Consider the following 22,635-nt stretch of genomic DNA (forward strand, 5'->3'; position numbering starts at 1 on the left):
AATCGAAAGGCCGATTTGCCCCGCCGCTCGGGCGTGCACGTAGACGGATCAATCGTCGCCACGCGACCCGGTCGCAGGGGCGAACCGGGAAACGGAATCAACTGGCCTGTCCCCGAAGGGTTTTCCACATCCCGGGCGACCTTCGAATCTGTCACCCGGATGTTTCCCATGCTCCTCTTGTTTGCCGATGCGCCAAAGCCCTTGCTTCGAGGGGCAGATGGAGAGAACAGCGGCTATTCCAATTCGCCCTCGGTCTCCAGATACACCTGCCGCAGCCGCTGCAGCGTCTGAGCCTCCGGATGCTCCCACAGTCCGCGCTCGGCGGCCTCGAGCAGGCGTTCGGCGATCCCGTGCAGCGCCCACGGGTTCGACTGCTCCATGAACTTGCGGTTCACCTCGTCGAAGACATAACTCTCCGAGAGCTTTTCATACATCCAATCGGCGACGACATTGGTGGTGGCGTCATAGCCGAAGAGATAGTCGACCGTGGCCGCCATTTCGAACGCGCCCTTGTATCCGTGTCGGCGCATCGCCTCGAGCCAGCGCGGATTGACCACGCGGGCGCGGAACACGCGGGTGGTCTCCTCCGACAGGGTGCGGGTGCGCACGGCATCGGGCCGGGTGCTGTCGCCGATATAGGCCTCCGGATTCTTCCCGGTGAGCGCCCGCACCGCCGCGACCATGCCGCCGTGGTACTGGAAGTAGTCGTCGGAGTCGGCGATATCGTGCTCGCGGGTGTCGGTGTTCTTGGCGGCCACCGCGATTCGGCGGTAGGCGCTGCGCATATCGTCCGCGGCCGGGGCGCCGTCGAGATCGCGGCCGTAGGCGTACCCACCCCAGGCGGTGTAGACCTGGGCCAGATCATCGTCGGTACGCCAGCTCTTGGAGTCGATCAGCTGCAGCAGGCCCGCACCATAGGTGCCCGGTTTGGAGCCGAAGATGCGGGTGGTGGCGCGGCGCGCATCGCCGTGCTCGGCCAGATCCGACTGGGCGTGGGCGCGAATGTAATTCGACTCGGCGGGCTCGTCGAGTTCGGCGACGAGGCGCACCGCATCGTCCAGCAGCGCCACCACATGCGGGAAGGCATCGCGGAAGAAGCCGGAGATGCGGACGGTCACATCGATGCGCGGGCGGTCCAGTTCGGCGAGTGAGATCGCTTCGATGGTGGTGACGCGGCGGCTGGCCTCGTCCCACACCGGTCGCACGCCCAGCAGCGCCAGTACCTCGGCGATATCGTCGCCGGAGGTGCGCATGGCCGAGGTGCCCCATACCGACAGGCCCACCGAGCGCGGATACTCACCATGGTCGGTCAGATAGCGCTGCAGCAGCGAATCCGCCATGGCCTGACCGGTTTCCCATGCCAGCCGCGATGGCACGGCTTTCGGATCCACCGAGTAGAAGTTGCGCCCGGTCGGCAGCACATTGATCAATCCGCGCAGCGGCGATCCGCTGGGGCCGGCCGGAATGAAACCGCCGTCGAGCGCGTGCAGGATCCGGTCGATCTCCACGCCGGTCTGCCGCAGCCGCGGCACCACCTCGGTGGCCGCGAACCGCAGGACCTCACGCAGCGTATCGATCCGGTCGGCCGGAACCGGAATTCCATTGTCGGCCAGGACCAGTCGCCCGAGCACCTCGTCCACCGCGTCGACCGACCAGTCCGCCGCCTGCAGCGCGGCCAGCAGCGCACGGGCCCGCGATTCGACCGCATCCACGCGCTCGCGCGATTCGGCGCCGGATTCGTCGAGCCCCAGCACCTCACGCAGGCCCGGCACCGCGATCTCGCCGCCCCACAGCTGGCGGGCGCGCAGCATGGCCAGCACCAGATCCAGTTCGCCCTCGCCGACCGGCGCCTGACCCAGCACGTGCAGGCCGTCGCGGATCTGGACATCCTTGATCTCGCACAACCAGCCGTCGACGTGCAGCAGCATATCGTCGAAGGTGTCCTCGTCGGGACGCTCGGACAGGCCCAGATCGTGGTCCATCTTCGCCGCGCGCATCAGCGTCCAGATCTGCTGGCGGATGGCGGGCAGCTTGGCCGGATCCAGGGCCGAGATGTTGGCGTGCTCGTCGAGCAGCTGTTCCAATCGCGCGATGTCGCCGTAGGTTTCGGCCCGCGCCATCGGCGGAATGAGGTGGTCGACCAGGGTGGCGTGGGCGCGCCGCTTGGCCTGGGTACCCTCGCCCGGATCGTTGACCAGGAACGGATAGATCAGGGGCAGATCACCCAGCGCCGCATCGGTCCCGCACGCCGCGGACATGCCGAGGGTCTTGCCGGGCAGCCATTCCAGATTCCCGTGCTTGCCCAGATGCACCATGGCATCGGCGCCGAATCCCTCCGGATCCGAGATCCATCGGTACGCGGCCAGATAATGGTGGCTGGGCGGCAGGTCCGGATCGTGATAGATCGCCACCGGATTCTCCCCGAATCCGCGCGGCGGCTGCACGATCAGCACCACATTGCCGAATCGCAGGGCGGCGATGACGATCTCGCCCTCCGGATCGGCCGAGCGGTCGACGTAGAGCTCCCCCGGCGGCGGTCCCCACGCCTCGATGACCGCCTCCCGCAATTGTGCGGGCAGCGTCTCGAACCAGGCGGCGTAGCGGCGGGCGCCGATGCGAATCGGATTGCCCTCCAGCTGTTCGGCGGTGAGCCAGTCCGGATCCTGTCCGCCCGCGGCGATGAGCGCGTGGATCAGCGCGTCGCCGTCGCGCTCGGCCAGCCCGGGCACCTCGCCCGGCGCGCCGAGATCGTAACCGGCCGACTGCATCTCGGTGAGTAACCGGATCGCGCTGGCCGGGGTGTCCAGGCCGACCGCATTGCCGATGCGGGCGTGCTTGGTCGGATAGGCCGACCACACCAGCGCCACCCGCCGACGCTCGGCGGGAATGTGCCGCAGCCGGGCGTGGCGCACCGCGATGCCCGCCACCCGGGCGGCGCGCTCGGTATCGGGCACATAGGTCGACAGCCCGTCGGCGTCGAATTCCTTGAACGAGAACGGAACCGTGATGATGCGGCCATCGAATTCGGGCACCGCCACCTGGGTGGCCACATCGAGCGGGGACAGCCCGTCGTCGTTGTCCTCCCACTGGGCGCGGCCGCTGGTCAGGCAGAGCGCCTGCAGGATCGGGACGTCCAGATCGGCCAGCTCGCCGATATCCCAGGCGGCGTCGTCGCCACCGGCCGCGGCCGTCGCGGGGCGGCTGCCGCCCGCCGCGAGGACCGTCACGACCAATGCGTCGGCGGTGCGCAGGGCCTCGATCAGATCCGGTTCGGCCGTGCGCAGCGAGGCACAGTACAGCGGCAGCGGACGCGCCCCGGCATCCTCGATGGCCGTGCACAGCGCGTCGATGTAGGCGGTGTTCCCGGCCAGATGCTGGGCGCGGTAGTACAGCACGGCGATGGTCGGCGCCGCGGCGTCGAAACTCCGTGCGGTGCGCTCCAATTCACCCCAGCTCGGCAGCTGCACCGGCGGCTCGAAGCCGTGACCGGTGAGCAGCACGGTATCGGACAGGAAGTGGTGCAGCTGGCGCAGATTGCCCGGTCCGCCCGCGGCCAGGTAGTTGTGCGCGTCGGCGGCGACGCCGCCGGGCACGGTCGAGCATTCCATCAGCTCGGCGTCGGGCGCCATCTCGCCGCCGACCGCCACCATCGGAATTCCGCTGGCGCGCAACGCCTCCAGACCCTCTTCCCAGGCGCGGCGGCCGCCCAGAATACGCACCACCACGAGGTCGGCGCCGTCCAGCAGCGCGGGCAGATCCTCGACCAGCAGGCGGGCCGGATTGCCGAGCCGGAATTCGGCTCCGCTGGCACGCGCGGACAGCAGGTCGGTGTCGGAGGTGGACAGCAGTAGGATCACGGTTCGGCCTTCCCTCGGGTGACGCGCCCAGCACGGATGTCGCGCTCGCCGAGAGGGTCTGACTGTCACAGTGGCGCGACCGCACCGGAATTGCACCGGTTTCCTCGTTGTCGACGAGCCCCCGGATGCTACATCGCCCCGGGTGGGCCTCGGCCGTCGGCCGCGCGCCCGCATCGACCACAGTGCCCGCGGTGCGGTCCCGAGGCAACGATTGGTCTACCTCGCACCCCTTCCGACGATCCGCACTCCTTATGGCGGCGTGTCGGGAGGCGTGTCGAGTCGCGCGGGATGCGGGGCCGCCGCAGCCGTGACATTGCGCATCATCTGCGCATTTCCGATATCGGACCGACCGGTCGGAGCGTACGCTGTGCATATGCCGAACTCACCTGGGTGGGCCAGGCGAAATCGCTTCGCTGCCTGGTCGGGAATTGTCTGCATGATGGTTGCCGTGGCATTGCTAGCCATGGCGCTCGCGGCGGCTGCGGGACACCGCAGCGGATTGGCCATCGTCGCCGCCGGAGTGTGTGCGGCCGTGGCCATCACGGGCCTGCTGGTGTTCGAATCGACGGTGCATCGGGATCGGGTCGATCAGCACGAGACGCCGCATCTGTTGTCCGACAGCTATGTTCCGGAACCGCCGTGGAAGGGGCATGAGCACGAGGAGCGGCCGGAGAGGGGATGGTCCTGAGATGCCCGCGACCCCGAACTGGGTTCGGCGCAATCGTTTCGTCGCCTGGGTCAGCTACTTCTGCGTCCTGATCGGATTCGCGACGCTGGCCATGGCGCTCACCGCCGCCGCGACGGGCCACGCTCGCTGGGCCGTCCTGTGTGGCGGGCTCTGCGCGGCCGCGTTCATCATCGCCATCACGTTGTTCGGCACGACGGTCCACCGCGATCACGTCGACCGGCACGCTACGCCGAATCTGATCGCCGACCCGTGGCAACGCACCCCACCCTTCGCCGCCCGCCGCGGCACCCGCACCGAATCCGAGCGCTGGCGGCCCCACGGCTGACCGCCGCGGCGAGTCGTAGGCTTGGGTGGCCATGACTCGTTCCGAACCCGACTCCTGTCCCGGTGTCCTGCGCCTGCATCCGGCCGCGGACGGTCCCCTGGCGCGAATTCGTCTGCCGGGCGGTCTGCTTCGGCCCGCCCAGGTACAGGCCCTGGCCGAGGCCGCGCGGGAGCTGGGTGACGGCGCGATCGAGCTCACCTCCCGCGGCAATGTGCAGCTGCGCCGGATACACGATGCCGACGCGCTGGCCGAGCGGCTCGCCGCGGTGGATCTGCTGCCGAGCCCGGCCCACGAGCGGGTGCGCAATATCGTCGCCTCGCCGCTGTCGGGCCGGGTGGGCGGCCGGGTCGATGTGCGGGCGCTGGTGGCCGCCCTCGATGCGGATCTGCGGGCCGCGCCGCGGCTCGCGGAATTGCCGGGGCGGGTGCTGTTCACCCTCGACGACGGGCGCGGCGATGTGAGCGGGCTGGGCGGTGACCTCGGGGTGCACGCGACGGATTCCGACACCTTCGCACTGCTGCTGGGTGGGCGGGACAGTGGGATTCGGCTCGGCCGCGAGCAGGTCGTGGCGGTGCTCGTCGAGGCCGCGCACCACTTCCAGGATCTGCGCGGAGATCACTGGCGGCTGCAGGAGATTCCGCACGGTCCGGCCCGGATCGCCGCGGCGCTCGGACTCGCCGCCGTCGCCGAACCGGTGGAATCGGCCGCGCCTCAGGATGTTCCGATCGGCTGGTTCGTCCAGGCCGACGATCGAGTGGCGCTCGGCGCCGGGGTCCCCCTGGGCAGCCTGCCCGCCCGGACCGCGGAATTCCTTGCGGCCGTGGACCGTCCGCTGATCGTCACGCCGTGGCGCAGCCTGATCGTGCCCGACCTCGACGAGTGGACGGCCGAGCAGGTCGTGCGGGTGCTGGCGCCCATGGGCCTGATCTTCGACGCTGCCTCGCCGTGGCTGCTGGTGACCGCGTGTGCGGGCAAGCCTGGTTGCGCGAAGTCCCATACCGATGTCCGGGCCGACGCCGCCGCGGCCGTCACCTCGGGCCGCGTATTGCCCGACGGCGGCACCGACGTTGCGATCGATCTCGCCGCCGACCGGGTCGCCGCCGCGGGCCGTCAGCACTGGTCCGGCTGCGACCGACGTTGCGGCCGCCCGCGCGGCCCGGTCACCGATATCGTCGCCACCTCCGCGGGTTACCGCGTCGACCCGCCGCACACCGACGACTGATCGCATCGCGGAGGCGATCGCCCGACACCGCTCCCATCACCCACTGAGCACCGCGTCGCCCCGGCCGCACACCGACCACCGATCACGCCGCGAACGCGATTACTCGACACCGCTGCCGTCACCCTACCGGCCACCGCGTCGCCCCGGCCACGCCGCGAAGGCGATTGCCCGACACCGCTTTTGATAGCGTTGGCGGATGGAGCACACCTCGTTCGCCAGTTCCGTCCTCGATGCGCCGATCGAGCGGGTCTGGGCATACTTCGACGATTTCAACGGTTTGCCCGCGTTCAATCCCGGAATCCTCGAGAGCCGCCTCGAGGAGGGTTCGGCGCGAACGGTCGGTGCGGTGCGGTACCTGACCCTGCCGGACGGGTTCGTGCGCGAGAAGCTGCTGAAGTTCGAACCCGCGGATTTCGAACTCGAGTATTCGATTCTCGACAGCTCGATGCCGGTGCGCGACTACATCGCAGGTGTCCGGCTCACGCCGGTCACCGACTCCGGGAAGACGTTCGTGCAGTGGTGGGCGGATTACACCACCGAGGGCGTCGACCTGCGGCAATTCGCCCCGGTCATCACCGAACAGGTGTTCGCCGCCGGGTTGCGCACCCTCGGAGAACGGCTTCGTAACGGCTGAGGCGCCGCCCGCACCCGGTGCGGCAGGATGAACTCATGGTTCGTCCTGCCGAGGAGGACCGGCCGCCGCGGGCCGCGACGACCGGCATCCTGACCGATGCGGACATCGCGGCCCTGTCGGACTTCCAGCGGCGTGACCTGATCCGGCGCTTACGAGATCCGATCCAGCCGCTGCTGCCGCGGCCGGAAGCGCTGCGGCTGCATCGGCGGCTTCGGCTCACCATGATGGTCGCGGCGACGATCGCCATGATTCCCTGGCTGGTGTACCTGGGATTCACGCTGCCGACCGAATATCACGCTCGGAACTGGTCGTTGGCCTGGATCGGATTCGACATTCTGCTCGTGCTGATGATGGCGACGACGGCCTATCTGGGCTGGCATCGGCGGGTCCTGTTGATCCTGCCGGCGTTCGGCACCGGATTACTGCTGCTCGTCGACGCCTGGTTCGACATCGTGACCGCCGATTCCCGCGATGTGTGGCTCTCGCTGGGCACCGCGGTGCTCGCGGAGATTCCGCTGGCGATTCTGCTGATCAGCGGCCCGCTGACGCTGTACCGGTTCATCGTGCTGGCCCATCCCCTGCACGATCGGTCGATCAGCCCATGGCGGGCGCAACTGCCGCTGTGACCCGCGTCGGATGCAGTTCCAGCGTGCAGCATTTCACGCTGCCGCCCGCCTTCAGCAGTTCGGACAGATCGATTCCGACCGGTTCGTAATCGCGGGCGCGCAGCTGCTCCGACAGCGCGACAGCGCGATCGCTGAGGAAGACGTGCTTACCGTCGCAGACCCCGTTGAGGCCCAACACCACCGCGTCGGCCTCGGTCGCGATGATCGCGTCCGGATACAGCTGCGCCAGCAGCGCCGCACTGGCCGAGCTGAACGCCGCCGGATAGTAGGCGATCGTGTCGCCCAGCACCATCACCGCGGTGTCGAGGTGGTAGAAGCGGGGATCGACCAGTTCGAGCGTGATCACCGGCAGGCCGAAGAACCGCTCGACCTCACGATGCGCCGCGGGTGAGCTGCGGAATCCGGTACCGGCGAGGATCCGCTCGCCCACCACCGCGAAATCGCCCTCGCCCTCGTTGATTTCGGCCGCGGCGAGCACCTCGGCGAAGTCCTGTCCGGCCAGCCAGGTGTGGTAGGCCGGACCCTCGGCGACGCGCTCGGCATTGGCGAAGCGGGCCGACAGCGCCCGATCCCCGATCACCAGACCGCCGTTGGCGGCGAAGACCATATCCGGCAGACCGGACTCACCGGCGATCACGTCCACGGTGTGGCCGTGGCGTTCGAAGGTGGCGCGCAGGTTCTCCCACTGCGCCAGCGCGAGGGCGCGATCGACCGGAGTGGCCACATCCATCCAGGGATTGATCGCGTAATACACATCGAAGTGGTCGGGGCGGCACATGAGAAAGCGACGCGGCGTGGGCCGGCGGATTCCGGCGGGCTCGGGGGCGGGCAGCGTGGCTACGGCGGTCAACGGGGCTCCCAGGTTCGGCGCACTACAAGACTAGAACGAACGATAAATCGCGTAGTGTTGCGTCAGGAACATCAATTCATTGCGCAAATGGACGAACTTGCGGCGAATCGTTGCGCAGATCGCGAACAAAACGTCGCTCGAGTGAGGTGGACCACATGGATGAGCTCGACCGGCGGATCCTCGCTCATCTGCTGCGCCAGGCGCGGGCCTCGTTCCAGGACATCGGCGCGGCGGTCGGATTGTCCGCGCCGGCGGTCAAACGCCGGGTCGACAAGATGGTCACGGGCGGGCAGATCACCGGATTCACCGCACAGGTGAACCCGACCGCGCTGGGCTGGCGCACCGAGGCCTATGTCGAGGTCTACTACCGCGACAACATCTCCCCCGCCGAACTGCGGCGCACCCTCGAACCGATCCCGCAGGTGGTCGGCGTGTGGACGATCGCGGGCGAGGCCGACGCGCTGGTGCATGTGATGGCCACCGATATGGCCGAGATCGAATCGACTGTCGAGCGGATCCGGGAGAACGTGCGGGTCGGGCGCACCCGCAGCAGCATCGTCATGTCACGACTTCTGGAACGGCCGCGAACCTGATTGCGGGACCGCGGAAATCACCCCGTGCTCGGTGCTCGGCGGGCGCGCTTCTAGGGTGTACGCCATGTCCGACGTGCGCACCAGCTACCTCACCGACGGGGCCGAGATCTATCGGCGCTCGTTCGCGACCATCCGGTCCGAGGCCGATCTGACCCGCTTCCCGGACGATATCGCCCGGGTCGCGGTGCGCATGATCCATGCCTGCGGCCAAACCGATCTCGCGGCCGATATCGACTTCAGCGCCGAGGTCGTGGCCCGCGCGCGAGCGGCCCTGCGCGCGGGCGCGCCGATCCTGTGCGATGCGAACATGGTCGCCGCGGGCGTCACCCGCAAGCGACTGCCCGCGGACAACGAGGTGCTCTGCCTGCTCGCCGATCCGCGGGTGCCGGAGCTGGCGCGCGAGCTGGACAACACCAGATCCGCTGCGGCGCTGGAGCTCTGGCGCGATCGGCTGGCGGGCGCGGTGGTCGCGATCGGCAATGCGCCGACGGCGCTGTTCCATCTGCTCGATATGCTCGATGCCGGCGCGCCCCGGCCCGCAGCGGTCCTCGGCATCCCGGTCGGCTTCGTCGGCGCGGTCGAATCCAAACAGGCACTGGCCGAATACGGCGGGGTCGAATTCCTGACCGTCCACGGGCGCCGGGGCGGTAGCGCCATCACCGCGGCCGCACTGAATGCGATTGCGAGCGAACAGGAATGAGCGGCAAACTCTGGGGAATCGGCCTGGGCCCCGGCGATCCGGAGCTGGTGACCGTCAAGGCCGCCCGCCTCATCGGCGCCGCCGATGTCATCGCCTTCCACAGCGCGCGGCACGGCCGCAGCATCTCGCGCGGGATCGCCGCGCCGTATATGCGCACCGGTCAGCTCGAGGAACATCTGATCTATCCGGTCACCACCGAGACCACCGATCACCCCGGCGGCTATCAGGGCGCGATGGAGCAGTTCTACGAACATGCCGCGCAGCGGCTGGCCGTCCACCTCGAGGCCGGGCGTTCGGTGGCGCTGCTGGCCGCGGGCGATCCACTGTTCTACAGCTCCTATATGCATATGCATCGCCGTCTCGCCGACCGGTTCGAGGCCGAGATCGTCCCCGGCATCACCTCGGTCAGCGCAGCGGCGGCCGCGCTGGGTACCCCGCTGGTGGAGGGCGATCAGGTGCTGACGATCCTGCCCGGCACCCTGCCCGCCGACGAACTGGCCCGCCGCCTGGCCGCCACCGACGCGGCCGCCGTCATGAAACTCGGCCGCACCTATCCGGGTGTGCGACAGGCGTTTTCGGAGTCCGGGCGACTCGACGACGCGTACTACGTGGAGCGGGCCAGCACGTCGCGCCAGCGAGTGCTGCGCGCCGAGGACGTCGATGACGCCGACGTGCCGTACTTCTCGATCGCGATGCTTCCAGGGCCGCGCCCGACCACGCCGATCCCCTTGTCCGCCGGTACGGCGACGAATGAGACTGGTAGCGAGGGCGATTCGTCGCTCGGGACGGGCGAGGTCGTCGTCGTCGGTCTCGGTCCGGGCGCATCCGAATGGACCACACCCGAGGTCACCCGGGCCCTGGCCGAGGCCACCGATATCGTCGGCTACGCCACCTACGTGAACCGGGTGCCCGCGCGTCCCGGGCAGCGGCGGCATGCCAGCGATAATCGCGTGGAATCCGAACGCGCGGCGATGGCCCTGGATCTGGCCGCGCGCGGGGCGCGCGTGGTGGTCGTCTCGTCCGGGGATCCGGGCGTATTCGCCATGGCCGCGGCGGTCGTGGAGGAATCGGCGGATCCGCGATGGCGTTCGGTGCCGGTGCGGGTATTGCCGGGGGTCACCGCGGCCGGCGCGGTCGCCGCCCGGGTGGGCGCGCCGCTGGGACACGACTTCGCGATGATCTCGCTGTCGGATCGGCTCAAGCCGTGGGAGGCGGTGGCGGCGCGGCTGTCGGCGGTCGCGGCCGCGGATATGGCCATCGCGGTGTACAATCCGGCGTCCTCGCAGCGCACCTGGCAGGTCGCCGCGATGCGCGAACTGCTGCTCGAACATCGCAAGCCCGATACCCCGGTGGTGCTCGGCCGCGATGTCGGCGGGCCCGCCGAATCGGTGCGGGTGCTCACCCTGGCCGACCTCGATCCGGCCGATGTCGATATGCGCACCCTCCTGATCGTCGGCTCCTCGACCACCACTGCCTTCGAAACACCCGGCGGAACCCGGGTATTCACCTCCCGCCGCTATCAGCCCTCGTGATCCGGGCCGACACGCCGACGGCCCGTGCGTAGTTGAAGAGCGAACTACCTGTAATATCCCATTGTGGAGCGTGATGTGGGAAGGGGTGCGGTGACCGACGGTGTATCCAAGCGGGGGCTGAACTCGACGGCGGCCTCGCTGCTGGGCTTTCTGCACGAGGGCCCGATGTCGGGGTGGGATCTGGTGAATCTGGCGCAGGACCGGATCGGCGAATTCTGGACGATCACCCAGAGCCAGGTGTACCGGGAATTGGGGACGATGGACAAGGCGGGCCTGGTGACCAAGGGTGAGACCGGCGCGCGCGAGCGGACGCCGTATCACCTCACCGAGGAGGGCCGGGAGGCGTTCGCGGAGTGGATCGCCCGCGATCCGGGCGCGGAGACCATTCGGGTGCCGCTGCTGTTGACGCTGTCGTTCGGCCGGTTCGTGGATCCGAATCGGCTCGATCGCATCATCGACGCGAACCGGGAGGTCCATCAGCAGCGCCTGACTCGATATCTGGCCGAGGAGCCCGCACCGGAATCCTGCTACGAGCGGGCCGCGCTGGATTTCGGTATTCGCTACGAGCGCGCGGTGCTGGAATGGTTCGAGCGGCTGCCCGTGCTGCTCGGGCGGCCGGTCACCGACCGAGCCTGATCCGCCCGCGCCTCAGGTGAGCCCGCGCAGCCAATCCAGTGCCGCGGCAACGGTTGTCACGTGCGGGGTGCCCGCGGGCACCGGCGGCCGGTCGATCATCACCACCGGAATGTGCCGCGCCCGGGCGGCGATCAGCTTGGCGGTGGTGGCCGCGCCGCCGCTGTCCTTGGTGACGAGCACCTCGATGCGCCGCTCGGCGAGCAGCCGCAGTTCGTCCTCGACCGCGAACGGCCCGCGGGCCAGCAGGATTTCGTGGCGCGGCGGCAGGGCTCCGGTGGGCGGATCGATGGCGCGGATCAGAAACCAGGGACTCGCCAGCCCCGCGAACGCCTCCACGCCTTGACGTCCGATGCTCAGGAACACCCGATCGCCGAGTGCCGCAACGGTTTCGGAGGCGGCGGCCAGGTCCGGGACGCGCGACCAGCTATCCTCCGGCCGCTCGTCGTAGCCGGGCCGGCGCAACTGGATCATCGGCACTCCGGTGTCCGAGGCGGCGACCGCGGCGTTCGCGGAAATGGTCGCCGCGAACGGATGGGTGGCGTCGACCACCGCGTCGATCGCATTGTCCGCCAGCCAGGTTCGCAGGCCGTCGATCCCGCCGAATCCCCCGACCCGCACCGGTCCGACCGGTAGCACCGGCTCGCGGACGCGACCGGCGAGCGAGGATACGATCTCCAATCCTCGCTCGCCGGTGGCTACCTTGGCCAGCTCCCGCGCCTCGCGGGTGCCGCCGAGGATCAGGATCTTCAGGGCTGTCCGCTGAAGTAGGCCATGCCCGAGTCGATCAGCGGCTGCCCGCCCGCGACCAGCAGGCCGATCACCGCGCCCAGCGCCGCGCCCGGAATCAACGGGAACACACCGAGAATCAGGCCGATCAGCCCGCCGATGACGGCGCCGACGGCCGCGCCCAGCGAGGCGCGCTGCAGTTCGGAGAAGAACCACTCCTGCGAGGAGATGTCCTTGGCGGTCACCGTGATCGCCTTCGGGGCGAGGGTGAGCCGGCTGCCGTCGGCATCGATCGCGGCCGCGATCTGCACCTTGTCGCCGCTGGGCCGCACCGACAGCGGGAAGCGGGTGACGACCTGTCCGGCGTTGTCGGCCAGGGTGACCGACCCTCCGTCGGCGTCGAGGCTGAACTTGCCGCCGGTGACGGTCGTGACGACCGACTTACCCGCCTCGGCGAGCCGGGAGGTGTAGTCGACGCCGTGATCCACGCCATGGACGGCCGGGGTATCCGCGGACTGTCCCTGGGCGGGAACGGGTTCGGCGTAGGAGGTTCCGGTCGCGATGCCGGTCGCCGCGGCGGCGATCAGGGCGGTGGCGGCGAATGTGGTGACTCTCATGTGGTCCTCAGGGTGCCGTAATTACAATCGAATCGAGTGACGGCCACCGACCATACCTGTTCGGTGCGAGCCCATTTCATCGACTGTCAGAAGTTGTCGCTCGAGTCAGTGCATTTTGACAACAATCCACTGGCAGACCGGCAGCTGCGGCCGCCAGGCGGTGAAGCCGCCCAGTGGTTCGGCGCGGTGCACCTGCACTCGCCGCAGTGCTCCCCCGTGCTCGGCGGCCAGGCGCACCAGCAGCGCCTCCGATTCGGCGGTGACGGCGTTGGCGACCAGCCGCCCGCCCGGACGCAGCCGGTCCCAGCAGGTGTCGAACACCCCGGGCTGAGTGAGCCCGCCGCCGAGGAATACCGCATCCGGCAGGGGCAGTTCGCCGCGCAGTTCCGCGAGCACTTCGCCACGGATCTCGATACCCGGCACGCCCAAGGCGGCGGCGTTGGCGGCGATCTGGTCGCGCCGGGCACCGGAGCGCTCGAATATCGTTGCGCGGCAGGCGGGGTGGGTGCGGCACCATTCGATCGCGATGGTTCCCGAGCCGCCGCCGACATCCCACAGCAGCTCGCCGGGCGCGGGGGCCAACGCCGCCACCGACAGTGCCCGCACCTCGGCCTTGGTGAGTTGGCCGTCGCCGCAGTAGGTCTCGTCGGGCAGGCCGGGCGATCGGGTCAGCCGCGGCGCGGCGGGATCGGCCACGCATTCGATCGCCACGAGGTTGAGCGGATCACCCGGCGGCTCGGACCAGTCGTGCGCCGTCCCGCGGACCGCGCGTTCACCGGATCCACCGAGCTGTTCCAGCAGAGTCAATGTCGAATGCCCGAATCCGTGCCGCGACAACAGCTCCGCCACTCGGCCGGGTGTGTGTTCGTCCGCGCTGAGCACGAGCAGTCGCCGTCGATCGGTGAGTTCGGGCAGCACCGTCTCCGGCCTGCGCCCCACCGCGCTGACCACGGGCGTCTCGGCCAGTCCCCAGCCCAGCCGCGCGCAGGCCAGCGATGCCGACGACGGCTGCGGCAGCACCCGCAGGGCCCGCGGGCCGACCAGTTTCGCCAGCGTGACCCCGATGCCGTAGAACATCGGATCCCCGCTGGCCACCACGCACAGCCGCGAATCCCGGTGCGCCGCGATGAGATCCGCCACGGCGGGCAGCAGTGGCGAGGGCCATTCGATCCGCTCGGCAGCGGCCGCCGCCCACGGAATCAGGTCGAGTTGCCGTCGCGACCCCAGCAGCACACCGGCCTCGGTGATCGCACGGCGACCGACAGCTCCCAGTCCGTCCCACCCGTCGGCGCCGATCCCGACCACCGTGACCGGCGCATCGGTCACCGCGGCATCCTGCGCCAGATCGGCCGCGGCACCAGGCGGGCCACGACGAACATCCAGCGCAGGGCGCCCGGCACCCAGATCCGGTCCGCGCGGCGGCGCAGTCCGGTCACGACGGCGTCGGCGACCTGGTCGGGCGTGCTGGACAGTGGGGCCGGATCCATACCCTCGGTCATGCGACCGATGACGAAGCCGGGGCGCACCAGCAGCAGATGAACTCCGCTGCCGTACAACGCATCCGACAATCCATTGGCGAATCCGTCCAGTCCGGCCTTGGCCGAGCCGTAGACGTAGTTCGCGCGGCGCACCCGCATCCCCGCGACCGAGCCGAATACCACCAGCTGACCGGAGCCCTGTGCGCGCAACAGATTCGCCAGGCCCGTCAGCACGCTGACCTGGGCCACGAAATCGGTCTGCAGCACCGCGACCGCGGCGGCCGAATCCTGTTCGGCGCGCGCCTGATCGCCCAGGACGCCGAAGGCCAGCACCGCCACCCCGATCCGGCCGTGCTCGGCAGCGATCTTGTCCAGCAGCGGCTGATGAGTCGGCAGATCGTCGGCATCGAATTCCACGCGGTGCACGGCCGCGGCGCCGGCCCGCTCGAGACGGACCTGCTCCGCGTCGAGGTCGTCGCTGCGCCGCGCGGCCAGGATCACCACCCGGCCGGAGGCCAGCCGCTGCGCGACCTCGAGACCCATCTCGCTGCGGCCACCGAACAGCACGATCGTTCCGGCGTCGACCTCACGTCCTCGCACACCCATGGGCGACAGTCTGCCATTCGCGCGGACCCGCCAACGCGGCCCCACACGTGCGGGTTACCGTCTTGTCCATGACGAGCACCGGCCCTCGGATCGAACTGCCCACGAAGGCACTCGAGTTCGTCGCCGAGCGGCATCTGGCCACGCTGACCACGCTACGGACAGACGGCACGCCCCATGTGGTCGCGGTCGGCTTCACCTGGGACGCCGAGGCCGGACTCGCCCGCATCATCACCTCCGGCCACATGGTGAAGGTCCGCAATGTGCGCCGCGGCGGCTACGCCGCGGTCAGCCAGGTCGAGGGCGGCCGCTGGCTCACCCTCGAGGGCCCGGCCGAGATCCTCACCGACCCGGCCGACGTCGCCGAGGGCGAACGCCGCTACGCCGAGCGCTACCGGATCCCGCGGGACAATCCCCAGCGCGTGGTCATCGCGATCCGCGCGACCCGCCTGCTGTCCAGTAGCACTCTGCGCGACTGATCCGAACTCTCAGAGCACCGTCAGCCCGTGCGGGCGGCGATTCATCGGCTCGCAGCCGTCCTCGGTGACCACGACGATATCCTCGATCCGGGCGCCCCATTCACCGCGGAAGTAGATACCCGGCTCGATGCTGAAGGCCATGCCGGGCACGAGCACGATGTCGTTGCCCTCGACGATATAGGGCTCCTCGTGCACCGACAGGCCGATGCCATGTCCGGTGCGGTGGATGAAGAACTCGCCGAAACCGGCCTCGGTCAACACCTTTCGCGCCGCCGCATCGATCGATTCCGCGGTCACGCCCGGTCGTACCGCGGCAACGGCCGCGGCCTGGGCGCGCTCGAGTGCCCCGATGCGCGCGGCGATCTCGGCATCCGGCTCGCCCAGCACATAGGTGCGCGTGGAGTCGGAGTAGTAGCCGGGTTCGACCGGTCCGCCGATATCGACCACCACCACATCACCGGCTTCGATGCGCCGATCCGAGACCGCGTGATGCGGGTCGGCACCGTTGGGCCCGCTGCCGACGATCACGAAAGCGGCCTCGGTATGACCCTCCTCGACGATCGCGGCCGCGATATCGGCGGCCACCTCGGCCTCGGTGCGGCCGGGGCGCAGCCATTCACCGACCCGCGCGTGCACCCGATCAATCGCCGCGCCGGCGCGGCGCAGGGCGTCGATCTCGCTGGCGTCCTTACTCATTCGCAGTTCCCGCAGCACCGAGGTGGCCGAGACCGGCAGCGTCGTGAGCGTCGCGGCGATCGGCAGCAGATGCAGTGCGGGCATGGCGTCGTCGACCGCCACCCGCGCGCCGGCGTTGAGTGCCGACTTCACCATCCGGTAGGGGTCGATGCCGTCGGTCCAATCCAGCACCTGCAGGCCCAGTTCTCCGGCGGCCGACCCCGCGAGCGAGGCCAGTTCCATCTTCGGGATCACCACCGACGGCGTCTGCCCGCTCGCCGGGATCACCAGGCAGGTCAGCCGCTCGAAAGACTGGGCGCGCGAACCGATCAGGTACTGGAGGTCCGGGCCCGGGGTGATCAACAGCCCGTCGAGGCTGGCCTCGCGGGTGAGCTCCGCCGCCCGCTCCAGCCGTTTGCCGTAGACCTCCGCCGTGAACCGTGACTCCGTATGCGCACTCATGGTTCCGACGTTACTAGCCCGCGGCACACGACTCGTACCGATCGGAAACCTCCGCACGAGCTCGTGCTGTCACCCCTAACCTGTAGCGTTCGGTGCCATGAGCTCACCCGCAGGTCCGCTGTTGTTGCTCGACGGGGCCAGTCTGTGGTTCCGGGCCTTCCACGCGATCCCGGAGAAGATCACCACGCCGGACGGGCGGCCGGTGAATGCGTTGCGCGGCTTCACCGATATGGTCGCGGCGCTCATCAAACAGCATGCGCCGGGGCGGCTGGTGGTGTGCCTGGATCTGGATTGGCGCCCGCGCTTCCGGGTGGAGCTGGTGCCGTCCTACAAGGCGCATCGGCTCGACGACTCCGCCGACGCCGCGCCCGGCGCGGAGGTCGTGCCCGATACGCTCACCCCGCAGGTGGACATGATCCTCGAGGTGCTCGCGGCGGCCGGGATCGCCACCGCGGGCTCGGCGGGGCTGGAGGCCGACGATGTGCTCGGCACCCTCGCCACCCGCGAACGCGACGATGCGGTGATCGTCGTCAGCGGCGACCGCGATCTGCTGCAGCTCGTGCGCGACGACCCCGCCCCGCCGGTGCGGGTCTTCTACGTCGGCCGCGGACTGGCCAAAGCCGAACTGTACGGACCCGCCGAGGTCTCCGCGAAATACGGTGTGCCACAAAAGAACGCGGGCCCGGCCTATGCCGATATGGCCACCCTGCGCGGTGACGCCTCCGACGGGCTGCCCGGCGTGCCCGGCATCGGCGACAAGTCCGCGGCCACCCTCATCTCCCGATTCGGCAGCCTCGACGCGCTGGTCGCCGCCGTGCACGATCCCGATTCCGAGATGGCTCGCGGCATCCGCGCCAAACTCGTCGCCGCCGACGAGTATCTGAAGGCCGCCGCACCCGTGGTGCAGGTCGTGCGCGACGCCCCCATCGACTACTCGGGCCCCGATCCGCTGCCCGTGACCCCGGCCGATCCGGACCGCCTGCGGAGCCTGGCCACCGCCTACAACGCCGAGAGCCCGATCAAGCGCCTCATCGCCGCCATGGCGGCCCGCTCCGCCTGAGCCGGACTCAGTTCGGGCGGCCCACCTCATAGGTGCCGTCGTCCTTGGTGATTTTGACAGTGACCTTCTTCTGCTCGCCGCCCACCTTCAGGGTGCACTCGAAGGCCTTGCCCACCTGCACCTTCTGACCGGACGGGCAGCTGACGCCCTGCACATCGTCGATGCCGTAGGAATCCTTGAGGACCTTCTGCACGCCGTCCTGCACGGCCTTGTTGTCGAGCTTGTCACTGCCCAGCAACACCACGGCCAGCACGACCGCGACGATGACCACGACCACCGCGGCGCCGAGGGCGATGAACAGACCCTTGCGCGACTTCTTCGGCGGCACCGCCGGCGGCTGCTGCTGATCCCACGACGGCTGCGGCTGACCACTCCACTGCGGCTGAGGCTGACCCCATTGCTGACCCGGCTGAGCCCACTGCTGCTGGGCCGGATCCCAGGCCTGCTGTCCGGCCTGCGGCTGCTGCGGCCACGACGGCTGGCTCTGTCCTCCCCACTGTGACGGCGGCACGGGCGTCCAGCCCTGCTGCTGGCCCCACTGCTGCTGCGGCTGCTGGCTCCACTGCTGGGTGGGACCGCCCGATCCGGGGGGCTGCTGCCCGCCCCACTGCTGCGTCGGATCGTTGTTGCGCCCCTCCCCTGGACCAGGGGTGTCGTTCGGTCCGTACGGGCCGCTCATTGCCTGCCTCCGCTCGCGCTCGTCGTACACACTCTCGCCCTCGGGGTGCGGGTCTGCGGTCCCTCACCACGGTCGCTACACGGAAGCATCCAATCACAGACGCTTGCACCGTGTTCGCATTGGCGACGTTCGCGACATCAGGCCGCGTCCACGGCGACGACGCCGCGGCGGATCGCGCGCACCGCCTTCGCCGCGGTCGAGGCGACCTCGGCATCGTCGGCGGTCTGGTGGATCTGGTCGAGCAGGTCGATCACCTGGCGGCACCAGCGCACGAAATCACCGGCCGACAGCGGGGCGCTCTGTTCGCCGCTGGCCAACAGGGAGTCGGCCAGACCGTCGCCGCGCGCCCACTTGTGCACGCCGGTGACGAAGCCGAGATCGGGTTCGCGGGTCGGGGGCAGCTTATGCCGCGCCTCATCGGTGCGCAGCTCGCTGAACACCCCGACCGTCGCGCCGATGGCACGGCGGATCGGTGCGGTCGGGCCCGTCGGTCCCAGATACGCGCTGGTTTCCTGCCGCGACTCGTACACCAGGATCGACACCACCGCGGCCAATTCGGCCGGACCGAGCCCGCGCCACGACCCCTGCCGAAGGCATTCGGCCACAACGAGATCGGCCTCGGTATAGATCCGGGCCAGCCGCCGACCGTCCGCGGTCACCTCGCCATCGGCGACATAGCCGCGCTCGGCGAGCAGTCCGACGATGCGGTCGAAGGTGCGGGCCAGCGAGTTCGTGGTCGCCGCCACCTTCTGGCGCATGGATTCGGTCTCGCGGTCGAGGCGGGCATAGCGCTCGCCGATGCGGGCCAGCTGCTCGCGGTCGGGCCGGGTATGGGCCGGATGCGCACGCAGCGCCCGGCGCAGATTCTCCAGTTCGCGATCGTCGGCGCCCTTGCTGCGCGAGCCGCGGCGCTGCCGCCCGGGCGCACTGAGCCCGGTGTCGCGCAGCGCCGAGGCCAGATCGCGGCGCACGCGCGCGGTGCGGTGATCGATATGGCGCGGCAGCCGCATTCGGCCCAAAGACTGTGCGGGCGTGGGGAAATCAGCCGCCGAGATGCGCCCGGCCCACTTGTCCTCGGTGAGCACCAGCGGCCGCGGATCGCCCGGCGTCGCATCCGGTTCCAGGATCACCGCGAGTCCCTGCCGTCGGCCACTCGGGATCACCACCACATCCCCGCGGCGCAAGACGGTCAGCGAGGCCACCGCCGCGCCCCGGCGATCGGCCCGGCCCTGACGTTCGAGATCGCGCTCGCGCTGCTTGATCCGCTCACGCAGGGACAGGTATTCGAGGAAACCGTCGTCGCCGATCTGCGAGCGCAGCTTGCGCAGCGCGCCCTCGTTGCGTTCGATGCCGCGCACCAGGCCGACGACCGAACGGTCGGCCTGGAACTGGGCGAAGGACCGCTCGAGCAGCGCCCGCGACTCCTGCGAGCCCATCCGATCGATGAGATTGATCGACATGTTGTAGCCGGGGCGGAACGAACTGCGCAGCGGATAGGTGCGGGTGGACGCGAGACCGGCCACCGCGCTGGTGTCGACGTCGGGGGTCCACACCACCACGGCATGCCCCTCGATATCGATCCCGCGCCGCCCCGCGCGCCCGGTCAGCTGCGTGTACTCACCCGGGGTGAGTTCGGCGTGCGCCTCGCCGTTGAACTTGACCAGCCGCTCCAGCACCACCGTGCGGGCGGGCATGTTGATGCCCAGAGCCAGTGTCTCCGTGGCGAATACGGCCCGCACCAGGCCGCGCACGAACAACTCCTCGACCGCGTGCCGGAAGGCGGGCAGCATCCCCGCGTGGTGGGCGGCCAGGCCGCGATGCAGCCCGTCGCGCCACTCCCAGTAACCCAGTACCTCGAGATCGGCGCGCGGCAGATCCCCGGTGTGCTTGGTGATGATCTCCTCGACCGCATCGAAATCCTCGGGCCGGCTCAGATCCAGCCGCGACCGCGCGCACTGCGCCAGCGCCCCGTCGCAGCCGGCGCGGCTGAAGATGAACGTGATCGCCGGGAGCAGCCCCTCCTTGTCGAGCAGGGCCAGCATCTCCGGGCGCGGCACCGAACGGGGATCGCGCCGTGGCCCGCCGCGGCCGCGCGGCGGACCGCCCCAGCCGTTCATCCGATCGGCGGCCTCACGCTGTTTGATGTAGCGCACCAGATCCTCGTCCACCAGGACCTTCTGGTCATTGGACTTGGCGTCGAACAGGTCGAACAGCCGCCGCCCCACCAGCACGTGCTGCCACAGCGGCACCGGCCGGGTCTCATCGACGATGACCGTGGTGTCGCCGCGCACGGTCTCCATCCATGCGCCGAACTCCTCGGCATTGCTGACCGTCGCCGACAGGCTCACCAGCCGCACATCCGGCGGCAGATGCAGGATGACCTCCTCCCACACCGCGCCGCGGAACCGGTCGGCCAGATAGTGCACCTCGTCCATGACGACGTAGGAAAGCCCCTGCAGCGCATCCGAACTCGCGTACAGCATGTTGCGCAGCACCTCGGTGGTCATGACCACCACCGAGGCGTCCGGATTCAGCGACTGATCCCCCGTCAGCAATCCCACCGCGCCGCGCCCGTAGCGCTCGACCAGATCGGCGTACTTCTGATTCGACAGCGCCTTGATCGGCGTGGTGTAGAAGCATTTCCCGCCCGCGGCCAGCGCTAGATGTACGGCGAACTCCCCGACGACGGTCTTACCCGCGCCGGTCGGCGCGCAGACCAGCACGCTGTGCCCGCCCTGTAGCGCCGCGCAGGACTGCTCCTGGAATGGATCGAGGGAGAAACTCAGTTCCGCGGCGAATGCCGCGAGTTCGCCGGAAAGCGACCGATGTGCCACTCGTCAGAGCGTATCGGAGTAGTCCGACAGCGGGCGCGGTGATTTCTCCGGCGCGGTGATCGGTTCGGTCAGTCCGACCGATCGCGCCGGCTCGACCGCATCGGACTCGTCCGATCCGCCCAGCGGCGAGGCCTGTTCATCGCTCAGCGCACCCCAGTCGTCCGCGCGTCGCGCGCGACGCCGATCGTTGAACCGGGCCACCTGCACCGCGACCTCGAACAGCACCGTCAGCGCGCCCGCCAATGCGAGCATGGAGAACGGATCCTGTGGGGTGACGATAGCGGCGAATACGAACAGGCCGAAGATCATGCCGCGGCGCCACTTCTTCAGCTTCTCGTAGCTGAGCACGCCGATCATGTTGAGCCCCACGATCAGCAGCGGCGTCTCGAAGCTCACACCGAAGATGATCAGCAGCTTGATGATGAAGTCGAAGTACTGCGTACCGCTCAGCGCCGTGATCTGGACGTTGCTGCCGATGCCGAGCAGGAAGCTCAACGCGTGGGCCACGACCAGGTAGGCCAGCACCGCACCGGTCACGAACAGCGCGGCGCCGGCGGCCACGAAGCTGATGGCGTACTTGCGTTCCTTCGCGTACAGCCCGGGGGTGATGAACCCCCACAGCTGATACAGCCAGGCCGGGCACGCCAGCACGACACCCGCGGTCAGGCCGACCTTGAACCGCAGCATGAACTGTTCGAACGGCGCGGTCGCCAGCAGCTGACACGAGTTCGGGTCGGCGGTCAGGACGGCCCGATGCCCGGGCGGCAGCGAACAGTACGGACCCTTCAGGATGGCGCCGAGACTCTCCACCCCGAGGAATCCGTGTGCGTACCACAGGAATCCGAGCACCGTGGTGAGCCCCACGGCGAGCAGCGCCTTCAACAGCCGCGACCGCAGCTCCTGCAGGTGCTCGACCAACGACATGGTGCCGTCGGGATTCGTTCTGCGCCGGCTACGCCGGGGGTCGAACGGAATGCGCATGGATGTGACTGCCTCGCTGATCGCCTGGGCGTCCGGACATGATTGAACCCGGGACGAGACAACTCATCCCGGGTGACGACAACGCGCTATGCCTTATGCGTTTCCGGACTGGGCTGCGGCGTCTGCACGCTCGGCTGCGCCGGGGGCAGCTCCTGCGGCTGAGCCGGGGCCGGCGCCGGGGCCTGCTCCGCGGGAGTGGGCTTAGCGCTCTCGTTGTGCATCTCGCTCATCTCACTCTTGAAGATGCGCAGCGACCGCCCGAGGCCGCGGGCCGCATCGGGCAGCCGCTTGGCCCCGAACAGCACCAGCACCAGCAACGCAATGATGAGCCAATGCGTCGCGCTGAGTGAACCCATCGCTTACCTCCCAAGACTGTGA

Annotated in this window: 22 protein-coding genes and 1 riboswitch; of the genes, 11 read left to right on the forward strand and 11 right to left on the reverse strand. The window is 69.4% G+C overall.

The window, feature by feature from the left end:
* Positions 1-233: 233 nt before the first annotated feature.
* Entirely contained in the window at positions 234-3,857 is a 3,624-nt protein-coding gene (cobN, locus tag ACIA76_RS00525) for a cobaltochelatase subunit CobN (RefSeq protein ID WP_397146790.1), read from the reverse strand.
* 33 nt (positions 3,858-3,890) lie between these two features.
* Positions 3,891-4,014: riboswitch (cobalamin riboswitch) on the reverse strand.
* A 291-nt stretch (positions 4,015-4,305) separates the two neighbouring features.
* Here cobN and ACIA76_RS00530 point away from each other — a divergent pair.
* From ACIA76_RS00530 to ACIA76_RS00550, 5 genes are all read left to right on the forward strand, one after another.
* Positions 4,306-4,545, forward strand: a complete 240-nt coding sequence (locus ACIA76_RS00530) for a hypothetical protein (RefSeq protein WP_397146792.1) — start codon at positions 4,306-4,308, stop codon at positions 4,543-4,545.
* 1 nt (position 4,546) lies between these two features.
* On the forward strand, positions 4,547-4,870 hold the full coding sequence (locus ACIA76_RS00535; protein ID WP_397146794.1) for a hypothetical protein: 324 nt from the start codon (positions 4,547-4,549) through the stop codon (positions 4,868-4,870).
* 31 nt (positions 4,871-4,901) lie between these two features.
* On the forward strand, positions 4,902-6,092 hold the full coding sequence (cobG, locus tag ACIA76_RS00540) for a precorrin-3B synthase (RefSeq protein ID WP_397146796.1): 1,191 nt from the start codon (positions 4,902-4,904) through the stop codon (positions 6,090-6,092).
* A 196-nt stretch (positions 6,093-6,288) separates the two neighbouring features.
* Entirely contained in the window at positions 6,289-6,726 is a 438-nt protein-coding gene (locus ACIA76_RS00545) for an SRPBCC family protein (protein ID WP_397146798.1), read from the forward strand.
* 35 nt (positions 6,727-6,761) lie between these two features.
* Entirely contained in the window at positions 6,762-7,352 is a 591-nt protein-coding gene (locus tag ACIA76_RS00550) for a hypothetical protein (RefSeq protein ID WP_397146800.1), read from the forward strand.
* Here the strand turns inward: ACIA76_RS00550 and ddaH are convergent.
* Positions 7,321-8,202, reverse strand: a complete 882-nt coding sequence (gene ddaH, locus ACIA76_RS00555; RefSeq protein WP_397146802.1) for a dimethylargininase — start codon at positions 8,200-8,202, stop codon at positions 7,321-7,323. The two genes, ACIA76_RS00550 and ddaH, sit on opposite strands and share 32 nt — an antisense overlap.
* Positions 8,203-8,357: 155 nt before the next feature.
* Between ddaH and ACIA76_RS00560 the strand changes: the two genes are divergently transcribed.
* The 4 genes from ACIA76_RS00560 to ACIA76_RS00575 all read left to right on the forward strand — a co-directional run bounded on the left by ACIA76_RS00560 (position 8,358) and on the right by ACIA76_RS00575 (position 11,663).
* The gene (locus ACIA76_RS00560) at positions 8,358-8,795 is read left to right on the forward strand and encodes an Lrp/AsnC family transcriptional regulator (protein WP_397146804.1); all 438 of its coding nucleotides are present in this window, start codon (positions 8,358-8,360) and stop codon (positions 8,793-8,795) included.
* A gap of 64 nt (positions 8,796-8,859) precedes the next feature.
* The gene (locus ACIA76_RS00565) at positions 8,860-9,495 is read left to right on the forward strand and encodes a precorrin-8X methylmutase (RefSeq protein WP_397146806.1); all 636 of its coding nucleotides are present in this window, start codon (positions 8,860-8,862) and stop codon (positions 9,493-9,495) included.
* Positions 9,492-11,027 (forward strand): precorrin-3B C(17)-methyltransferase, encoded by a 1,536-nt coding sequence (cobJ, locus tag ACIA76_RS00570; protein WP_397146808.1) that lies wholly within the window; start codon positions 9,492-9,494, stop codon positions 11,025-11,027. The genes ACIA76_RS00565 and cobJ overlap by 4 nt, the downstream gene beginning before the upstream one ends.
* Positions 11,028-11,117: 90 nt before the next feature.
* Positions 11,118-11,663, forward strand: a complete 546-nt coding sequence (locus ACIA76_RS00575; RefSeq protein ID WP_397146811.1) for a PadR family transcriptional regulator — start codon at positions 11,118-11,120, stop codon at positions 11,661-11,663.
* A 12-nt stretch (positions 11,664-11,675) separates the two neighbouring features.
* Here ACIA76_RS00575 and ACIA76_RS00580 read toward each other — a convergent pair whose 3' ends face one another.
* The 4 genes from ACIA76_RS00580 to ACIA76_RS00595 all read right to left on the reverse strand — a co-directional run bounded on the left by ACIA76_RS00580 (position 11,676) and on the right by ACIA76_RS00595 (position 15,090).
* Complete coding sequence (locus ACIA76_RS00580; RefSeq protein ID WP_397147913.1) at positions 11,676-12,413, reverse strand: cobalt-precorrin-6A reductase; 738 nt, start codon at positions 12,411-12,413, stop codon at positions 11,676-11,678.
* The gene (locus tag ACIA76_RS00585) at positions 12,410-13,006 is read right to left on the reverse strand and encodes a hypothetical protein (RefSeq protein ID WP_397146814.1); all 597 of its coding nucleotides are present in this window, start codon (positions 13,004-13,006) and stop codon (positions 12,410-12,412) included. Before ACIA76_RS00585 ends, ACIA76_RS00580 begins: the two co-directional genes overlap by 4 nt.
* 105 nt (positions 13,007-13,111) lie before the next feature.
* The gene (gene cbiE, locus ACIA76_RS00590; protein ID WP_397147915.1) at positions 13,112-14,350 is read right to left on the reverse strand and encodes a precorrin-6y C5,15-methyltransferase (decarboxylating) subunit CbiE; all 1,239 of its coding nucleotides are present in this window, start codon (positions 14,348-14,350) and stop codon (positions 13,112-13,114) included.
* Complete coding sequence (locus ACIA76_RS00595; RefSeq protein ID WP_397146816.1) at positions 14,329-15,090, reverse strand: SDR family NAD(P)-dependent oxidoreductase; 762 nt, start codon at positions 15,088-15,090, stop codon at positions 14,329-14,331. Before ACIA76_RS00595 ends, cbiE begins: the two co-directional genes overlap by 22 nt.
* A 68-nt stretch (positions 15,091-15,158) precedes the next feature.
* Here ACIA76_RS00595 and ACIA76_RS00600 point away from each other — a divergent pair, with 68 nt between their 5' ends.
* A complete protein-coding gene (locus ACIA76_RS00600; protein WP_397146819.1) occupies positions 15,159-15,566 on the forward strand; it encodes a pyridoxamine 5'-phosphate oxidase family protein in 408 nt (135 codons plus the stop codon).
* A 9-nt stretch (positions 15,567-15,575) separates the two neighbouring features.
* Here the strand turns inward: ACIA76_RS00600 and ACIA76_RS00605 are convergent, their stop codons facing one another.
* Positions 15,576-16,703, reverse strand: coding sequence for a M24 family metallopeptidase (locus ACIA76_RS00605; RefSeq protein WP_397146821.1), 1,128 nt, complete (start codon positions 16,701-16,703; stop codon positions 15,576-15,578).
* A 97-nt stretch (positions 16,704-16,800) separates the two neighbouring features.
* Here ACIA76_RS00605 and ACIA76_RS00610 point away from each other — a divergent pair, with 97 nt between their 5' ends.
* Positions 16,801-17,763 (forward strand): 5'-3' exonuclease H3TH domain-containing protein, encoded by a 963-nt coding sequence (locus tag ACIA76_RS00610; protein WP_397146823.1) that lies wholly within the window; start codon positions 16,801-16,803, stop codon positions 17,761-17,763.
* Between the two features lie 7 nt (positions 17,764-17,770).
* Here ACIA76_RS00610 and ACIA76_RS00615 read toward each other — a convergent pair whose 3' ends face one another.
* The 4 genes from ACIA76_RS00615 to tatA form a co-directional block, all read right to left on the reverse strand.
* Positions 17,771-18,442, reverse strand: a complete 672-nt coding sequence (locus ACIA76_RS00615; RefSeq protein ID WP_397146826.1) for a DUF4333 domain-containing protein — start codon at positions 18,440-18,442, stop codon at positions 17,771-17,773.
* Between the two features lie 137 nt (positions 18,443-18,579).
* Positions 18,580-21,276 (reverse strand): DEAD/DEAH box helicase, encoded by a 2,697-nt coding sequence (locus tag ACIA76_RS00620; protein WP_397146829.1) that lies wholly within the window; start codon positions 21,274-21,276, stop codon positions 18,580-18,582.
* A gap of 3 nt (positions 21,277-21,279) precedes the next feature.
* Positions 21,280-22,257: a twin-arginine translocase subunit TatC gene (gene tatC / locus ACIA76_RS00625; RefSeq protein ID WP_397146832.1), complete on the reverse strand. Its 978-nt coding sequence runs from the start codon at positions 22,255-22,257 to the stop codon at positions 21,280-21,282.
* Positions 22,258-22,343: 86 nt separating this feature from the next.
* Entirely contained in the window at positions 22,344-22,613 is a 270-nt protein-coding gene (gene tatA / locus ACIA76_RS00630) for a Sec-independent protein translocase subunit TatA (protein ID WP_397146834.1), read from the reverse strand.
* Between the last annotated feature and the right edge of the window lie 22 nt (positions 22,614-22,635).

The sequence above is a fragment of the Nocardia sp. NPDC051570 genome (genome assembly GCF_044454005.1).
In the GTDB taxonomy this organism is placed as follows: domain Bacteria; phylum Actinomycetota; class Actinomycetes; order Mycobacteriales; family Mycobacteriaceae; genus Nocardia.

Coding starts and splice junctions, on each gene's coding strand:
- ACIA76_RS00585 (WP_397146814.1), bottom strand. CDS start 13,006: ATGAGAGTCACCACATTCGCCGCCACCGCCCTGATCGCCGCCGCGGCG.
- tatC (WP_397146832.1), bottom strand. CDS start 22,257: ATGCGCATTCCGTTCGACCCCCGGCGTAGCCGGCGCAGAACGAATCCC.
- ACIA76_RS00565 (WP_397146806.1), top strand. CDS start 8,860: ATGTCCGACGTGCGCACCAGCTACCTCACCGACGGGGCCGAGATCTAT.
- cobJ (WP_397146808.1), top strand. CDS start 9,492: ATGAGCGGCAAACTCTGGGGAATCGGCCTGGGCCCCGGCGATCCGGAG.
- ACIA76_RS00560 (WP_397146804.1), top strand. CDS start 8,358: ATGGATGAGCTCGACCGGCGGATCCTCGCTCATCTGCTGCGCCAGGCG.
- ACIA76_RS00545 (WP_397146798.1), top strand. CDS start 6,289: ATGGAGCACACCTCGTTCGCCAGTTCCGTCCTCGATGCGCCGATCGAG.
- ACIA76_RS00600 (WP_397146819.1), top strand. CDS start 15,159: ATGACGAGCACCGGCCCTCGGATCGAACTGCCCACGAAGGCACTCGAG.
- ACIA76_RS00615 (WP_397146826.1), bottom strand. CDS start 18,442: ATGAGCGGCCCGTACGGACCGAACGACACCCCTGGTCCAGGGGAGGGG.
- ACIA76_RS00610 (WP_397146823.1), top strand. CDS start 16,801: ATGAGCTCACCCGCAGGTCCGCTGTTGTTGCTCGACGGGGCCAGTCTG.
- tatA (WP_397146834.1), bottom strand. CDS start 22,613: ATGGGTTCACTCAGCGCGACGCATTGGCTCATCATTGCGTTGCTGGTG.
- ACIA76_RS00535 (WP_397146794.1), top strand. CDS start 4,547: ATGCCCGCGACCCCGAACTGGGTTCGGCGCAATCGTTTCGTCGCCTGG.
- ACIA76_RS00550 (WP_397146800.1), top strand. CDS start 6,762: ATGGTTCGTCCTGCCGAGGAGGACCGGCCGCCGCGGGCCGCGACGACC.
- ACIA76_RS00605 (WP_397146821.1), bottom strand. CDS start 16,703: ATGAGTGCGCATACGGAGTCACGGTTCACGGCGGAGGTCTACGGCAAA.
- ACIA76_RS00595 (WP_397146816.1), bottom strand. CDS start 15,090: ATGGGTGTGCGAGGACGTGAGGTCGACGCCGGAACGATCGTGCTGTTC.
- cobG (WP_397146796.1), top strand. CDS start 4,902: ATGACTCGTTCCGAACCCGACTCCTGTCCCGGTGTCCTGCGCCTGCAT.